This is a genomic window from Streptomyces sp. NPDC057682 (assembly GCF_042799575.1).
In the GTDB taxonomy this organism is placed as follows: Bacteria; Actinomycetota; Actinomycetes; order Streptomycetales; family Streptomycetaceae; genus Streptomyces.
This window is the reverse complement of record NZ_JBHVIN010000002.1, coordinates 483,322-499,030: the sequence shown is the minus strand read 5'-3', so window position 1 is coordinate 499,030 and position 15,709 is coordinate 483,322. Positions and strand designations below refer to the sequence as shown.

Here is a 15,709-nt window from a genome sequence, read left to right as displayed (position 1 = left end):
AATTGATTGACATCGGCCCGCTGTGGCCTTGTGTTTGCCCCGGCTTCATCCGAGGGTGCCCGGCTTCACCCGGGTTGTTCCCCTGACGTCGTCCGGACAAGGCCTTGTATCGCACGATAATACTGTTGGTTCATATTTGTCTGATTCGGTTTCCGTGCGCGTAGGGTGATCCCCACGCAGGACCACGTACAGAGGGAGAGACGCGCACAATGACCTGGATGGTTACGGGCGGGGCCGGATACATAGGTGCGCACGTCGTGCGGGCGATGCTCGCCGGGGGCCTGCCCGTGGTCGTGTACGACGACCTGTCCACGGGCACCGCCGCCAACGTGCCGGACGGCGTGCCGCTGGTCACGGGCAGCGTGCTGGACCGTGCGACGCTGGACGCGGCGATCCGTGACCACACCGTGACGGGTGTGGTGCATGTCGCAGGCAAGAAGCAGGTCGGCGAATCCGTCGAGCGCCCCCTTTACTACTACCGGGAGAACGTCACCGGTCTGGAGGTGCTGCTGGAGGCCATGGTCGACGCGGGCGTCGACCGGCTCGTCTTCTCCTCGTCGGCCGCCGTCTACGGCATGCCCGATGTCGACCTCGTCACCGAGGGCACCCCCTGTGCGCCGATGAGCCCGTACGGGCAGACCAAGCTGGTCGGCGAGTGGCTGATCCACGCCGCCGCCGCGGCCCACGGGCTGCGCTGCGCCTCGCTGCGCTACTTCAACGTCGCCGGCGCGGCCTCGCCCGAGCTGGCCGACGCCGGCGTGTTCAACCTCATCCCCATGGTCTTCGAGCGCCTGGAGGCGGGGGAGGCCCCCCGGATCTTCGGCGACGACTACGCGACGCCCGACGGCACCTGTGTCCGCGACTACATCCACGTCGAGGACATCGCCTCCGCCCACCTCGCCGCCGCCCGCCGGCTGGAGTCCGCCGGGCCCGGCACGGACCTCACGCTGAACATCGGCCGGGGCGAGGGCAGCTCCGTGCGCGAGATGGTCGACCGGATCCTCAAGGCGACCGGCCGTACGGACATCGCCCCCGAGGTGACCGCCCGCCGCCCCGGCGACCCGGCCCGCGTGGTCGCCTCCGCCGACCGCATCCGTACGGAGCTGGGCTGGTCCGCGCGGTACGGCATCGACGAGATGATCGCCTCCGCGTGGCAGGGCTGGCGGCTGCGCCACCCCTGAGGCGGGGCCGCATTCCGCGGGCCTCACGGACTGCGGTGAATTCCGCAATTCGATATGACGTTCGGTCGCCGCCCGTGCATTCCCTTTCCGTCCGCGCCCCCGGGGGAGCGGAAGAAGCGTTTCGGTTACGGGAGACAGGCGCATTTCCCCCGGATGCGTCGGCAAGCGGGCGGCGGCGGAAGTTTCGCCGCGGACGGTGCGCCGAATATCAGTAGGGTCGGCGGGTCGCAGCCGCGACGGAACCGCCGACTCACCGTGGGGCTGAAACAGTGAAGGCTCTCGTACTCTCCGGCGGGGCAGGCACCCGGCTCCGCCCCATCACGCACACCTCGGCCAAGCAGCTCGTCCCGGTGGCCAACAAACCCGTGCTGTTCTACGGGCTCGAAGCCATCGCGGAGGCCGGCATCACCGAGGTCGGGATGATCGTCGGGGACACCGAGGAGGAGATCCGCGCGGCGGTCGGCGACGGCTCCCGCTTCGGCCTCGACGTCACCTACATCCCCCAGTCCGAACCGCTCGGCCTCGCCCACGCCGTGCTGATCGCCCGCCGCTACCTCGGCGACGACGACTTCGTCATGTACCTCGGCGACAACTTCATCGTCGGCGGCATCACCGATCTGGTCGAGGGGTTCCGCACCGACCGGCCCGACGCCCGGATCCTGCTGACCCAGGTGCCCGACCCGACCTCCTTCGGCGTCGCCGAACTCGACGGGGAGGGCAGGGTGGTGGCCCTGGAGGAGAAGCCCAGGGAGCCCAAGAGCGATCTCGCCCTCGTCGGCGTCTACCTCTTCACCCCGGCCATCCACGAGGCCGTCCGCTCCATCCACCCCTCCTGGCGCGGCGAACTGGAGATCACCCACGCCATCCAGTGGCTGATCGACCGGGAACGCGACGTGCGCTCCACGCTGATCCGGGGCTACTGGAAGGACACCGGCAACGTCACCGACATGCTGGAGGTCAACCGGACCGTGCTGGAGAGCGTCGAACCGTGCACCGAGGGCGCCCACGTCGACGGCGAGAGCGAGATCATCGGCCGGGTGCGCCTGGAGCCGGGCGCCCGCGTGACCCGCAGCCGGATCGTCGGGCCCGCCGTCATCGGGACCGGCTCGGTGATCAGCGACGCCTACGTCGGCCCGTTCACCTCGGTCTCCCAGAACTGCCGCATCGAGGACAGCGAGATCGAGTACTCCATCGTGCTGCGGGGCGCCTCGATCGACGGCGTCCGCCGCGTCGAGGCCTCCCTCATCGGCCACGACGTCGAGGTGACCCCCGCCCCGCGCAGCCCGTCCGCCCACCGACTCGTCCTCGGTGACCACAGCAAGGTGCAGATCTCCTCATGACGACCCGCCTCCTGGTGACCGGCGGCGCCGGATTCATCGGCTCCCACTACGTACGGACGCTGCTCGGCCCGGACGGCCCCGGCGACGTCTCCGTCACCGTCCTCGACAAGCTCACCTACGCCGGCAACCCCGCCAACCTCGACGAGGTCCGCGACCATCCGGGCTTCTCCTTCGTCCGGGGCGACATCTGCGATCCCGAACTCGTCGGCGCGCTCATGGCCGAGCACGACCAGGTGGTGCACCTCGCCGCCGAATCCCATGTGGACCGCTCCATCGACGGCGGCGCCGCGTTCGTCCGTACCAACGTCCTCGGCACCCACACCCTCGTCGACGCCGCCCACCGGGCCGGGATCGACACCTTCGTGCACGTCTCCACCGACGAGGTCTACGGCTCGATCGACGAGGGCTCCTGGACCGAGAACGAACCCCTCGCGCCCAACTCCCCCTACTCCGCGTCCAAGGCCTCCAGCGATCTGATCGCCCTCGCCCACCACCGCACCCACGGACTCGACGTCCGGGTCACCCGCTGCTCCAACAACTACGGGCACCACCACTTCCCCGAGAAGGTCATCCCGCTCTTCGTCACCCAGCTGCTCGACGGCCTGCCCGTCCCGCTCTACGGCGACGGGGCCCACGTCCGCGACTGGCTGCACATCGACGACCACGTCCAGGGCATCGAACGCGTCCGCACCGGCGGCCGGGCGGGCGAGGTCTACAACATCGGCGGCGGCACCGAACTCTCCAACAAGGAGCTGACCCGGCTGCTCCTGGAGGCCTGCGAGGCCGACTGGGACACCGCCGTCGTCCACGTGGAAGACCGCAAGGGCCACGACCGCCGCTACTCCGTCGACTGCACCAAGATCCGCGAGGAACTGGGATACGTGCCCCGCAAGGACTTCCGCACCGGCCTCGCCGAGACCGTGCGCTGGTACCGCGACAACCGCGCCTGGTGGGAACCGCTGAAGGAGAGGGCCGCCCTGTGAACCCCGTCTGGCTGGTCACCGGAGCCGCCGGAATGCTGGGCCAGGACCTGCTGGCCGCCCTCGCCCGGGAGCGCGTCACCGCCGTCGCCGCCGGCCGCGCCGTCCTCGACATCGCCGATCCGGCCCGGGTGGCCGAGGCCTTCACCGTCCACCGCCCCGCCGTCGTGGTCAACTGCGCGGCCTGGACCGCCGTCGACGACGCCGAGAGCCGGGAGGCGGAGGCCCTGCGCGTCAACGGCACCGGACCCGCCGTCCTCGCCGAGGCCTGCCGCGCGCACGGCGCCGTCCTCCTCCAGGTCTCCACCGACTACGTCTTCGCCGGCGACGCCACCCGCCCGTACGGCGAGAACGACCCCACCGGCCCCCGCACCGCCTACGGCCGCACCAAACTCGCCGGCGAGCGCGCCGTCCTGGAGACCCTGCCCGACACCGGCTACGTCGTGCGCACCGCCTGGCTCTACGGCGCGGGCGGCGCCAACTTCGTCCGCACCATGATCCGGCTGGAGGGCGTCAAGGACACCCTCGACGTCGTGGACGACCAGCGCGGCCAGCCCACCTGGACCGCCGACCTGGCCGCCCGGCTGGTCCGGCTCGGCCGCGCCGCGCTCGACTCCACCGCGCCCCCCGGCGTCTACCACGGCTCCAGCACCGGCGAGACGACCTGGTGCGGCTTCACCCGCGAGATCTTCCGGCTGCTGGGCGCCGACCCCGGCCGGGTGCGCCCCACCACGACCGGGGCCTTCCCCCGCCCGGCGCCCCGGCCCGCGTTCAGCGTGCTCGGGCACGACCGGTTCGCCGCCGCCGGGATCGAACCCATCCGGGACTGGCGTGCCGCCCTCGCCGAGGCGTTCCCGGCCCTGCTCGCCGCCGAGCGCCCCGGTCAGCCCCCGGCCGCGCTCAGCTCCGCCGAGCCCGCCCGCAGCCGGGCGTAGTACGCCTCGCAGGCCGCGTACGAGGGCAGCAGCCCCTGCTCCTCGGCCGCGGCCAGCGAGGGCGCCGCCGCGTCCTTCGGGGAGAGCAGCGGGGTGATGTCCGCGGGCCAGTCGATGCCCAGTGCCGGATCGAGCGGGTCCACCCCGTGCTCGCGGCCCGGCGCGTACCCCGCCGAGCAGAGGTAGAGGACGGCCGCGTCGTCGGTCAGCGCCATGAAGGCGTGGCCCAGCCCCTCCGCGAGGTAGACCGCCCGGTGGTCGGTGTCGTCGAGGCGGACCGCCTCCCACCGTCCGAAACCGGGCGAGCCCGTGCGGACGTCCACGATCACGTCCAGCACCGCGCCCCGTACGCACTTGACGTACTTCGCCTGGCCCGGCGGCACGTCAGCGAAATGCACCCCGCGCAGCGTGCCCCGGCGCGAGACGGAGAAGTTGGCCTGCGCCAGCTCCAGCCCGTGCCCCGCCGCCGCCCCCAGATCCGCCGCCCTGAACCACTCGTGGAAGCTGCCCCGGCTGTCGGGGATGAGCCGGGGCTCGTGCACCCAGGCCCCGGGGATGGAGAGCTGGCGCATGCGATCACGTCCTGTTCCTGGAGTCCGCCCGGCCGTCGGGCGACGTCTCCTGCAACGAGCCGGGGTGCCGAACAGATACGGAACGGTACGGATCAGGACGAAAGCGGGTCCACGGTGCGGAACGCGAAGGCGCCGCGATCCGCGCTCGCGTAGATTGCGGGGTCCATCGAGCGGCCAACCAGGGGGATGCGGGTGTCAGGGGCAAGGCAGGGCGTCAGCGAGGCCCGAAGGATCGTGGTCAAGGTCGGTTCCTCCTCCCTCACCACGGCGGCCGGGGGCCTCGACGCCGACCGGGTCGACGCCCTCGTCGACGTGCTCGCCAAGGTCCGTGACGGAGGCGAGCGCGAGGTCGTCCTCGTCTCCTCCGGCGCCATCGCGGCCGGACTCGCCCCGCTCGGACTCCACCGCCGCCCCAAGGACCTGGCCCGTCAGCAGGCCGCCGCCAGCGTCGGCCAGGGACTCCTGGTCGCCCGCTACACCGCATCCTTCGCCCGCTACGGCGTCCGCGTCGGCCAGGTCCTGCTGACCAGCAACGACACCAGCCGCCGCGCCCACTACCGCAACGCCTACCGCACCCTGGACCAGCTCCTGGACATGGGCGCGCTGCCGATCGTCAACGAGAACGACACCGTCGCCACCGACGAGATCCGCTTCGGCGACAACGACCGGCTCGCCGCGCTCGTCGCCCATCTCGTCCGCGCCGACCTGCTGGTCCTCCTCTCCGACGTGGACGGCCTGTACGACGGCGACCCGAGCATCCCCGGCACCACCCGCATCGCCGAGATCACCGGCCCCGCCGATCTCGCCGGGGTCAGCATCGGCAGCGCCGGCAAGGCGGGCGTCGGCACCGGCGGCATGGTCACCAAGGTCGAGGCCGCCCGCATCGCCACCGCGGCCGGCGTCCCCGTCGTCCTCACCTCCGCGAGCCACGCGGCCGACGCCCTGGCCGGCCGCGACACCGGCACCTATTTCCACCGCACCGGCCGCCGCTCCGCCGACCGGCTCCTCTGGCTGGCCCACGCCTCCACCCCGCAGGGGTCGCTGACCCTGGACGACGGAGCCGTCCAGGCCGTCGTCGAACGCCACAGCTCGCTCCTGCCGGCCGGGATCGCCTCGGTCGAGGGCGAGTTCACCGCGGGCGACCCGGTGGAACTGCGCGACCTGCGTGGACACGCCGTCGCCCGCGGCCTCGTCAACTTCGACGCCAAGGAGATCCCGCAGCTCCTCGGCCGTTCCACCCGCGATCTGGCCCGCGAACTCGGCCCCGCCTACGAGCGCGAGGTCGTACACAGGGACGATCTCGTCGTCCTGCACGGCTGACGGACCCCGAAACGGCTGAAAGTCCAGCCTCAGTAAGGAGACCTTCACGAAAACCGCCCCATCCCGGCCCGCGGACTGGTCCACTTTGTTGCAGGGACACAGCGAAGGACCGCACAGCACCACATTCACAGGAGGCCGCCGGTGAGACGAGCGCGCCCGGGGGCGCCGCCCCGAGGAACGGGAGGCCGCGCCCTGACCAGCGTCGGGACCGGCCCCGGCTGCGAGAGCGGACCGGCCGACCGCAGGGAGGGACGGACCACCGGCCCCGAACCGGCGGCCGCGCCGCAGCGTCCGCCGTCCCGGCTCTGGCACATCACGCTCTGCGTCTCCGGGACCGAGGTCCCCCTGAAGGAGGTCAGACGCGGCCTCGAACAGCTCGCGCACGACCACCCCTTCCTGCTGACCAGCCGCTACGCCAACGACCACGCGGAGATCCGCTACTGGGAGGAGGCCCGCGACCTGCACGACGCGGCGGCGGTGGCCCTGCGGCTGTGGGGCGAGCACCGCTCCAGCGCCGGACTGCCGCCCTGGGAGATCGTCGGCCTGGAGGTCATCGACCGCGAGACGTACCACCAGCGGGTCGCCGAGGGATACGGTCCGCCGCCGGCCGCCCCCGTCGGCGTGCATCCGTACTGACCGGGGCCCCGCGGCGGGGCTCCGGAGCGGCCGTCTCGCATCACGGGATATGTACCGGTTGGCCTCGCCCCGCGCACTACGCTGCGGGGCATGACCACGCTCTCGCCCTACGACAACATGTCCCCGGTCGCCCAGGCCGCCTACCGGGCCCGCTCCGCGGCAGCCGACATCGCGCCACTTCCGCGCGCGGCGAAGGACGACGCGCTGCTGGCGATCGCGGACGCGCTCGAAGTACGCACGAGCGACATCCTGGAGGCCAACGCCGAGGACGTGGCACGCGCCCGCGAGGCCGGGACCAGCGAGTCCGTGGTCGACCGGCTGACCCTCACCCCCGAGCGCATCCGGGCCATCGCCGCCGACGTCCGGGACGTGGCGGCCCTGCCCGACCCGGTCGGCGAGGTGGTGCGCGGCTCCACCCTGCCCAACGGCATCGACCTGCGCCAGGTCCGCGTCCCCCTGGGTGTGGTCGGGATCATCTACGAGGCCCGGCCCAATGTGACCGTGGACGCCGCGGCCCTCTGCCTGAAGTCCGGCAACGCCGTGCTGCTGCGCGGCTCCTCCTCGGCCCGCTCCTCCAACCAGGCCCTCGTCCGGGTGCTGCGCGACGCCGTCGGCGGCTCCGGCCTCCCGGCCGACGCGGTGCAGCTGGTCCCGGGCGACAACCGGGACTCCGTACGCGAACTCATGCGGGCCCGCGGTCTGGTCGACGTCCTCATCCCGCGAGGCGGCGCCTCGCTGATCCGCACCGTCGTCGAGGAGTCCACCGTCCCGGTCATCGAGACCGGCACCGGCAACTGCCATGTGTACGTGGACGCGGAGACCGACCTCGACATGGCCGTGGAGATCCTGGTCAACTCCAAGGCGCAGCGCCCCAGCGTCTGCAACGCCGCGGAGACCCTGCTCGTCCACCGGGACGTGGCCGCCGCCTTCCTGCCCCGGGCCCTGGACGCGCTCGCCGGGGCCGGGGTGACCGTGCACGGCGACGAGACGGTCCTGGAGCTCGCCGAGGGCTCCAAGGCCACCGTGGTGCCCGCGACCCCGGAGGACTGGGAGACCGAGTACCTCTCCTACGACATCGCCGCCGCCGTCGTGGAGTCGCTCGACGCGGCCGTCGCCCACATCCGGCTCTGGTCCTCCGGCCACACCGAGGCGATCGTCACCACCTCGCAGGCCGCCGCCCGCCGCTTCACCCAGCTGGTGGATTCGACGACGGTGGCCGTGAACGCCTCGACGCGCTTCACGGACGGCGGACAGTTCGGCTTCGGCGCGGAGATCGGCATCTCCACCCAGAAGCTGCACGCCAGGGGCCCGATGGGCCTCCCCGAACTGACCTCCACCAAGTACATCGTGACCGGCGACGGCCATGTGAGGTGACGGCCGGTACACGTCGAATACGCCGTCTCCCTGCCCAAAACCACCGCACGGGTCTAGGCTGAAGTCGTGCCGGACGACGTGGGGGGCAAGCCGTTCCCGAACGGCTGGGAGCCCGACGACGACCGCGGGGGCGCTGACGAGGACTTCGCCTCCGTGGTGTTCGACGAGGACTTCGTGCGGGCCGCGGAGTTCCACGAGCCGACCGCCGTGGAGCGTCTGACGGCCGCCGCGGAGGCGCGCGCCGAAGCCTTCCGGGCCCGCGCGGGCGCCGGTCCGCCGGACGACGACCTCTACGACGAGGGGTACGCGACGGGCGGCGGCTACGGCCGCGCCTACGGCGACTCCCTCGACGCGGACGACTTCTACGACGACGACGGCCCCTACGGCCGCCACGGCGGCGCACTGCGCCCCTACCGGGGTTCCGCGCGCTGGCACCGCCCGGTCGCCTGGCTGCTGGCCGTGCTGATGGGCGTCGGCATGATCGCCCTGGCCTTCAGCGCCGTCTACCGCAACACCTCGGGCGACCGGCAGGACCAGGTCCCGCCTCCCGCCACGAGCGGCGTCGACAGCGCACCGGCCCCCAGCGCGGCCCCGTCCGCCGCCGAGGGCCCCCCGCGCCCGCTGGTCTCCGCCGTCCCCCGCACCCCCTGACGGCCGCCGCTTCCCCCGGACGCATCCGTCCGCGCGGGCGAACTCCGGGGCAGTTCCCACCCGTCCCCGCGTTTACCTCCGTCGCAATCGACCTACTCTGAAGATATGACCCCTCGTCCGCTCGAAGAGGGGGCTTCTCACCTGTCCGCGCATGCCCCCGCGTGCCGGACGGGACCTGTCCGGAGCACCTCGGCCGGAAGGGGTGCACCGTGTCGGCCCCGGTCGGTGGCGTGGAGTCGGGAGAAGTCATGGCAGACCGCGGAGATCCACCCGAGGGCCCTTCGGAGAACGGCGCGGGCGACGACGAGTACCGCTCCCTGGTCTTCGACGAGTCCTTCGTCCGGGCCGCCCGGCTGCAGGAGTTCTCCGCCCAGGAACGCATGGGCGAACACGCCCGCGCCGTACGGAGCCTGCCCGGCCGCGCCGTCCGCCACGGCTCACGCGCCGCGCTCGCCCTGCTCCTCCTGATCGGCCTGGCCTTCGGCACCGCCGTCTTCATGGGCTTCCGCCGCCCCTACGAGAACCCCGTCACCAGAACGGCCGAGCCGCTGCGGATGACGATCGTCCCGCTCGCCCCCACCGGCACCGTCCCGGCAGGCACCCCCGCCTCGCTCTTCGCGGGCAGCCCCGCCGCCACCCATCCCAGGGGCGAGGCCGGCATCACCCTCCCGGGCGCCCGCCGCACCGACCACTTCACCGAGAACCAGGTCTACGCCGCGCTCTCCACCGTCAAGGACTACCTCGTGGCCTCCGCCCTCGACCCCGACGTCCTCGGCTCCGCCGCCGTACGGCCGGTGCAGTCCCTGCTCGACCCGGACCAGACGGCCCAGTTCGAGCGGAGCGTGAACGAGCCCGACGACGACGGCCGGCACGCCGCGACCGGCTGGCTGGTCCGCTTCGATCCGGCGGTCGTCACCGCCGATCCGCAGATCCGGGTCCGGGGCACCCTGACCTACGCCGAGGAGGCGGCCGACGCCCTGGACGTCGTGGCGGACCACACCTTCACCTACGCCCTCCACCCGGCGGCCTCGGGCCCGCAACCCACCGGAGGAGCCTCGCTGTTCACCGTGCACCGGGAGACGCGCTTCCGCTTCGACCGGGAGGACGTCCGGCTGCACCGGCTGGAGGTGCGCACCAGCTACGTCGAGGCGGGGCCGCAGTCCTGCGCGGCCGACGCCACCGGCGCCCTGCGACCGCTGCTCGCCGGCCGCCGGGCGGACCCCCGGGCCCCGGCGGGCACCGACCCGTACGCCACGGGCCGGCCCGCCGCCGTCTGCGGAACGCTGAAGGTCAGTCCTTCCCGGTCTCCCGGGGGCCCTCCGTCCCCTCGGAGCCCGACGGCTCCGTCGAGCCGTCCGTAGCCCCGTCCCCGGCCGCCCCGGGCCGCTTCGGGCCCGCCGCTCCGGTGAACTTGTCGCGGAGCTTGCCGCCCAGGTCCCCGGCGCCGCCGGCTATGTCGTTGACCAGCTTCATCAGCGGGTCCTTGCTGCTGCGGACCGAATCGGCGTAGTGCGAGGCGGACTCCTTGAAGGAGTCCGTCACGGAGGTGTCCTTGTCCTCGTCGCGCCTCGGGTAGTGGCCGTCCATGATCCGCTGGTAGTCGCGGGTCTCCGACCACTTCTTCAGCTCGGCCGCGCGCACGGTGGTGAAGGGGTGCGAACGGGGGAGCACATTGAGGATCTTCAGCACGGAGTCGCGCAGGTCGCCGGACTTCTCGTACTCGTCGGCCTGGGCGAGGAAGGCGTCCACGTTCATCTCGTGGAGGTGGTTGCCACCGGCGATCTTCATCAGCCCGCGCATCGAGGCCTGGAGATCCTGGCCGACCAGCAGCCCGGCCCGGTCCGCGGACAGCTCCGACTTGCGGAACCATTCGCGCAGGGCGGTGACGATGGCCATGATCGCCACGTTCCCCAGGGGGATCCAGGCGACCTTGAGGGCGAGGTTGGTGAGGAAGAGCAGGATCGTGCGGTACACCGCGTGGCCCGAGAGGGCGTGGCCCACCTCGTGCCCGACGACGGCGCGCATCTCCTCCTCGTCGAGCAGCTCCACCAGGCCGGTGGTCACCACGATGATCGGCTCGTCCAGGCCGATGCACATCGCGTTGGGCTGCGGATTCTGCGTCACGTACATCGGCGGGACCTTCTCCAGGTCCAGGATGTAACAGGCGTCGCGCAGCATGTCGTTGAGATGGGTGAACTGGGCATCGCTCACCCGGACGGAGTCCGAGAGGAAGAGCAGTCGCAGACTGCGCTCCGGCAGCAGGCCGCTCAGCGCCTTGAAGACCGTGTCGAACCCGCTGAGCTTGCGCAGGGCCACCAGCGCCGAGCGGTCCGCCGGGTGTTCGTACGCCCGGGACGAGATCCCGGGAAAGCGCCGGCGCTGCCTGCTCGGCACCCGCTCGTGGTTCTCGTGGCTGCCTTCGGTCATGGAATGGGCCCCCTGTTCGTACGAGACGTCGCTCGCCCCCCTGACGCCACCAGCCTAGGTGCTGGGGCTACGGTGTGCGGGGGGCTGTGGATAACTGAGGAGACGCCCGACATGCCGCACACCGTTGCTCTGATCGCCGCCGCATCCGATGGTCAGGGACCGGGCAACACGATCCGTGTCGTGCTGGTCGTCTCGCTCGTGGGAGCCGCCCTGCTGGCCTGGTTCCTGTTGCGTGGATACCGCAGCGACGACAACAACGACTGAGTCGGCGTGAGCGTGCCCGGGACGCCCGCATACGATGTCCGCGACGTCTTCCCCCGCTCCCGATCGAATAGGTCCTGCCGAAGATGAGCCTCACGAGCACCGCACACCAGCTGGTCACCGTCGCCTCCGAGGGCGAGCACGGTGGCAACCACGAAAGCCTCAGCCCCCTCCTGACCGGTGGCGGTGCCTTTGTCGCGCTTCTCCTCCTGCTGTGGATCACCACGCGCTTCAACCGCGACCGCTGAGGCGGAGTCGTACGGCTGTGCCAGTAGGCTCTGCACGCATGGGAGAGCAGGAAGTGCCTACTGGCCGCGGAAAACGCCGACTCGGCGTGATGGGCGGGACGTTTGACCCGATTCATCATGGACACCTGGTGGCGGCCAGTGAAGTGGCCGCCCAGTTCCAGCTCGACGAGGTGATCTTCGTACCGACCGGGCAGCCGTGGCAGAAGAGTCACAAGCACGTCTCCCCGGCCGAGGACCGCTATCTGATGACGGTCATCGCCACGGCGTCCAACCCCCAGTTCTCGGTCAGCCGCAGCGACATCGACCGCCAGGGCCCGACGTACACGATCGACACCCTGCGGGACCTGCGCACCCTGCACACGGACGCGGACCTCTTCTTCATCACCGGCGCCGACGCGCTCTCCCAGATCCTCACCTGGCGCGACGCCGACGAGCTCTTCTCGCTGGCCCACTTCATCGGAGTGACACGGCCGGGGCACGTGCTCACCGACGACGGGCTGCCGGAGGGAGGAGTCTCCCTGGTGGAGGTGCCCGCGCTCGCGATCTCCTCCACGGACTGCCGGGAGCGGGTCGCCCAGGGGGAGCCGGTCTGGTACCTGGTGCCCGACGGCGTGGTCCGCTACATCGACAAGCGCCAGCTGTACCGCGGCGAATGAGGGGCGGAGAGGGGCACCGGTGAACGACCGACAGAATCCGTACGACCCGTACTACCAGCAGCAGCCGCAGATCGTCGGCTACGACGAGTACGGGCAGCCGGTGTACCAGCAGCCCGTGCAGCAGCAGTACGACCCGTACGCGCCGCAGCAGCCGGTGCCGCCGCACCAGGCGCAGCAGCCTCCGCAGCAGGCGCCCCAGGGCGGGCAGGGGTACGGCTACGACCCGTACGCCCAGCAGCAGCCCCCGGCCCCGCAGCAGCCGTACGACCCCTACGGCGTCCAGCAGCCGATACCCCCGCAGCAGCAGGGCTACGGATACGACGGCGGTTACGGCTACGACACCGGCCAGCAGCCGGCCGTGGTCGACACCACGCAGCAGTGGAGCATCCCGCAGCAGCAGCAGGCCCCGGTCCCGGAGGCCCCGCCGCAGCGCCCGGGGCCGCCTCCCGCCGCCGAACCGGACACGGGCGTTCCGGGACCCCGCCGGGCCGAGCGCGACTACCGCACCGAGCAGTTCTCGTTCATCGAGGAGCCCGACGAGGACTCCGAGGACGTCATCGACTGGCTCAAGTTCACCGAGAGTCGCAGCGAACGCCGTGAGGAGGCGCGCCGCCGGGGACACAACCGGATGGTCGCGCTGATCGTGGTCGCCGCACTCGTGGTGCTCGGCGGCGTCGGCTATCTGTGGTCGGCGGACAAGATCCCGGGTCTGTCCTCCTCCGACAAGGAGAGCGCCACGACGGCCGGCCCGCAGAAACGCGACGTCATCGTCGTCCACCTGCACAACACCAAGGGCGGCGGCACGTCCACCGCCCTGCTCGTCGACAACGTCACCACCAAGCAGGGCACCACCGTCCTGCTGCCCAACTCGCTCGCCGTCTCCGACGAGGACGGGGTCACCACCACGCTCGGCAAGTCCGTCGACGACGACGGCACGGCGGGCACCCGCGAGTCCATCGACACCCTGCTCGGCACCCACATCAGCGGCACCTGGCGGCTCGACACCCCGTACCTGGAGAACCTCGTCGACCTGGTCGGCAACATCGAGATCGACACCGACACCGACGTCCCCGACACCAAGAAGGGCGCCGCCCCGCTGGTGAAGAAGGGCGAGGCGCAGACGCTCAGCGGTCCGATGGCCGTCGCCTACGCCACCTACCGGGGCCCGGACGAGGCCGAGACCAAGCAGCTGATGCGGTTCGGCGAGGTCATGCGCGGCGTGCTGCGCAAGATCTCCGACGACCCGAAGGCCGCCACGGTCACCGTCCAGACGCTGGCCCAGATCCTCGACCCCTCGCTGCCCGAGCAGGACCTCGGTGCCTCGCTCGCCAAGCTCGCCCAGCACGCCAAGATCGGCGACTACAAGACGGCGCTGCTCCCGGTCCAGGACGACGGCACGCTGACCGACGCGGCCACCGACAGCGTCGTCAAGGACATCCTGGGCGGCACGGTCAAGGCCCCGTCCGCCGACGCGGCGGTCCGGGTCGGCATCAAGAACGGCACCGGGGACGACCGGGGCACGGAGTCCGCCCGGATCAAGCTGGTCAACGGCGGCTACGCCTTCGTCAACAGCGGGAAGTCGGGCACGGTGTCCTCCTCCGAGGTCCTCTACCGGGAGGCGGCCGACAAGCAGAAGGCGACCGAGGTCGCCAAGACGCTCGGCCTGCCCGCCGGCGCGGTCAAGCAGGGCAAGCCCGCGGGGAACGCGGACGTCTCGGTCGTCCTCGGCCAGGACTTCAAGATCGAGTAGAACGCGCGGGCACGGCTCCCGGACACCCCGGGGCCGTGCCCGCCGGCCCGCGCGCGACGCGACTGCGTGGACTGTCGGCGGTCCGTGAGATCCTGGGAAGGTACCGAGGACCCGGGACCGGGCTCGCGAGGCCGGTCTCCGGCCCCTCCCGAGAGGGCCGGCCGTTCCTCGGCCCCTCCCCGAGGGGTGCATCCGACCGCCGACGAAAGCCACCTTGTGACCGCCACGGACCGCTCCATCGAGCTCATCAACGCCGCCGCCCAGGCGGCCGCCGACCGGCTCGCGCACGACATCATCGCGTACGACGTCAGCGACGTGCTGTCGATCACGGACGCCTTCCTGCTGGCCTCGGCCCCCAACGACCGCCAGGTCAAGTCGATCGTCGACGAGATCGAGGAGCGGCTCCAGAAGGAGCTGGGTGCCAAGCCGGTCCGCCGCGAGGGCGACCGCGACGCGCGCTGGATCCTGCTCGACTACGTCGACATCGTCATCCACGTCCAGCACAGCGAGGAGCGCGTCTTCTACGCGCTGGAGCGCCTGTGGAAGGACTGCCCCGAGATCGCCCTTCCCGAGGACGCCGTGAAGACCCGCGGCAAGGCCGAGGAGCACGCACAGCTCACCGGCGGCACGGAAGGCGACCCGAGCTGAACGGCACCGGAAGCGGCCGGGGCCGCAAGATCGTCCTCTGGCGCCACGGCCAGACCGCGTGGAATCTGGAGCGCCGCTTCCAGGGCTCCACGGACATCGAGCTGACCGAAACCGGCGTCGGGCAGGCCCGCCGGGCCGCCCGGCTGCTCGCCTCGCTCCGGCCGGACGCCATCGTGGCCTCCGACCTGAGCCGGGCGGCGGCCACCGCCGCCGAGCTCGCCTCGCTCACCGGGCTCCCGGTCGCCCACGATCCGGGGCTGCGCGAGACCTACGCCGGTGCCTGGCAGGGCCTCACCCATGAGGAGATCGTCGGGCTCTACGGCGAGCAGTACGCCGCCTGGAAGCGCGGCGAGCCCGTGCGGCGCGGCGGCGGCGAGCTGGAGACCGAGGTCGCCGACCGGGCCGCCCCCGTCGTCCTCGCGCACGCCGACAAGCTGCCCGACGGCGGCACCCTCGTCGTCGTCAGCCACGGAGGCACGATCAGGACCACCATCGGCCGCCTCCTGGGCCTGGAGGCGCACCACTGGGAGGGGCTGGGCGGCCTCTCCAACTGCTGCTGGTCGGTGCTGGGCGAGGGCGCCCGCGGCTGGCGGCTGCTGGAGCACAACGCGGGCACCCTGCCCGAACCGGTGCTCGGCGACGACACCTGACCGGTCGCCGCCGGGCGTCCGGGGTCCCGCACCGGCCGGATTTCACTTTCCGGCTGGTCACAGGCTAAAGTTCTTCTTGT

General features: G+C 71.8%; 17 protein-coding genes. 15 read left to right on the top strand and 2 right to left on the bottom strand.

Going from position 1 to position 15,709, the window contains the following annotated elements; genetic code table 11:
* The first annotated feature begins 209 nt into the window (after positions 1-209).
* The 4 genes from galE to rfbD all read left to right on the top strand — a co-directional run bounded on the left by galE (position 210) and on the right by rfbD (position 4,436).
* Positions 210-1,181, top strand: coding sequence for a UDP-glucose 4-epimerase GalE (gene galE, locus ACFVDM_RS04965; RefSeq protein WP_383633306.1), 972 nt, complete (start codon positions 210-212; stop codon positions 1,179-1,181).
* Positions 1,182-1,450: 269 nt separating this feature from the next.
* Positions 1,451-2,521 carry a glucose-1-phosphate thymidylyltransferase gene (locus ACFVDM_RS04960; protein WP_383633304.1) on the top strand — a complete coding sequence of 357 codons (1,071 nt, stop codon included), beginning with the start codon at positions 1,451-1,453 and terminating at the stop codon, positions 2,519-2,521.
* Positions 2,518-3,504 carry a dTDP-glucose 4,6-dehydratase gene (gene rfbB / locus ACFVDM_RS04955; RefSeq protein WP_383633301.1) on the top strand — a complete coding sequence of 329 codons (987 nt, stop codon included), beginning with the start codon at positions 2,518-2,520 and terminating at the stop codon, positions 3,502-3,504. Before ACFVDM_RS04960 ends, rfbB begins: the two co-directional genes overlap by 4 nt.
* Positions 3,501-4,436 (top strand): dTDP-4-dehydrorhamnose reductase, encoded by a 936-nt coding sequence (gene rfbD, locus ACFVDM_RS04950; RefSeq protein ID WP_383633298.1) that lies wholly within the window; start codon positions 3,501-3,503, stop codon positions 4,434-4,436. The genes rfbB and rfbD overlap by 4 nt, the downstream gene beginning before the upstream one ends.
* On the opposite strand, the gene ACFVDM_RS04945 is transcribed toward rfbD, so the two are convergent.
* On the bottom strand, positions 4,385-5,008 hold the full coding sequence (locus ACFVDM_RS04945) for a dTDP-4-dehydrorhamnose 3,5-epimerase family protein (protein WP_383633295.1): 624 nt from the start codon (positions 5,006-5,008) through the stop codon (positions 4,385-4,387). The two genes, rfbD and ACFVDM_RS04945, sit on opposite strands and share 52 nt — an antisense overlap.
* Before the next feature lie 234 nt (positions 5,009-5,242).
* On the opposite strand from ACFVDM_RS04945, the gene proB reads away from it, so the two are divergent.
* The 5 genes from proB to ACFVDM_RS04920 all read left to right on the top strand — a co-directional run bounded on the left by proB (position 5,243) and on the right by ACFVDM_RS04920 (position 10,350).
* Complete coding sequence (gene proB / locus ACFVDM_RS04940; RefSeq protein ID WP_383633559.1) at positions 5,243-6,328, top strand: glutamate 5-kinase; 1,086 nt, start codon at positions 5,243-5,245, stop codon at positions 6,326-6,328.
* Between the two features lie 141 nt (positions 6,329-6,469).
* On the top strand, positions 6,470-6,964 hold the full coding sequence (locus ACFVDM_RS04935; protein WP_383633292.1) for a hypothetical protein: 495 nt from the start codon (positions 6,470-6,472) through the stop codon (positions 6,962-6,964).
* A 90-nt stretch (positions 6,965-7,054) separates the two neighbouring features.
* On the top strand, positions 7,055-8,338 hold the full coding sequence (locus ACFVDM_RS04930; protein WP_383633289.1) for a glutamate-5-semialdehyde dehydrogenase: 1,284 nt from the start codon (positions 7,055-7,057) through the stop codon (positions 8,336-8,338).
* Positions 8,339-8,404: 66 nt separating this feature from the next.
* Entirely contained in the window at positions 8,405-8,989 is a 585-nt protein-coding gene (locus ACFVDM_RS04925; RefSeq protein WP_383633286.1) for a hypothetical protein, read from the top strand.
* Positions 8,990-9,237: 248 nt separating this feature from the next.
* A complete protein-coding gene (locus tag ACFVDM_RS04920; RefSeq protein ID WP_383633283.1) occupies positions 9,238-10,350 on the top strand; it encodes a hypothetical protein in 1,113 nt (370 codons plus the stop codon).
* Here ACFVDM_RS04920 and ACFVDM_RS04915 read toward each other — a convergent pair.
* Positions 10,280-11,416, bottom strand: a complete 1,137-nt coding sequence (locus ACFVDM_RS04915; protein WP_383633280.1) for a M48 family metallopeptidase — start codon at positions 11,414-11,416, stop codon at positions 10,280-10,282. The genes ACFVDM_RS04920 and ACFVDM_RS04915 overlap by 71 nt on opposite strands.
* A gap of 111 nt (positions 11,417-11,527) precedes the next feature.
* Here ACFVDM_RS04915 and ACFVDM_RS04910 point away from each other — a divergent pair, with 111 nt between their 5' ends.
* The 6 genes from ACFVDM_RS04910 to ACFVDM_RS04885 all read left to right on the top strand — a co-directional run bounded on the left by ACFVDM_RS04910 (position 11,528) and on the right by ACFVDM_RS04885 (position 15,629).
* Positions 11,528-11,680, top strand: a complete 153-nt coding sequence (locus tag ACFVDM_RS04910) for a hypothetical protein (protein WP_383633277.1) — start codon at positions 11,528-11,530, stop codon at positions 11,678-11,680.
* Positions 11,681-11,763: 83 nt separating this feature from the next.
* Entirely contained in the window at positions 11,764-11,925 is a 162-nt protein-coding gene (locus ACFVDM_RS04905) for a hypothetical protein (protein ID WP_383633274.1), read from the top strand.
* Between the two features lie 38 nt (positions 11,926-11,963).
* The gene (gene nadD / locus ACFVDM_RS04900; RefSeq protein WP_383633271.1) at positions 11,964-12,581 is read left to right on the top strand and encodes a nicotinate-nucleotide adenylyltransferase; all 618 of its coding nucleotides are present in this window, start codon (positions 11,964-11,966) and stop codon (positions 12,579-12,581) included.
* A gap of 19 nt (positions 12,582-12,600) precedes the next feature.
* Complete coding sequence (locus ACFVDM_RS04895) at positions 12,601-14,331, top strand: LCP family protein (RefSeq protein ID WP_383633268.1); 1,731 nt, start codon at positions 12,601-12,603, stop codon at positions 14,329-14,331.
* A 216-nt stretch (positions 14,332-14,547) separates the two neighbouring features.
* A complete protein-coding gene (rsfS, locus tag ACFVDM_RS04890; RefSeq protein ID WP_383633265.1) occupies positions 14,548-14,979 on the top strand; it encodes a ribosome silencing factor in 432 nt (143 codons plus the stop codon).
* The gene (locus ACFVDM_RS04885; protein ID WP_383633556.1) at positions 14,976-15,629 is read left to right on the top strand and encodes a histidine phosphatase family protein; all 654 of its coding nucleotides are present in this window, start codon (positions 14,976-14,978) and stop codon (positions 15,627-15,629) included. The genes rsfS and ACFVDM_RS04885 overlap by 4 nt, the downstream gene beginning before the upstream one ends.
* Positions 15,630-15,709 lie beyond the last annotated feature (80 nt).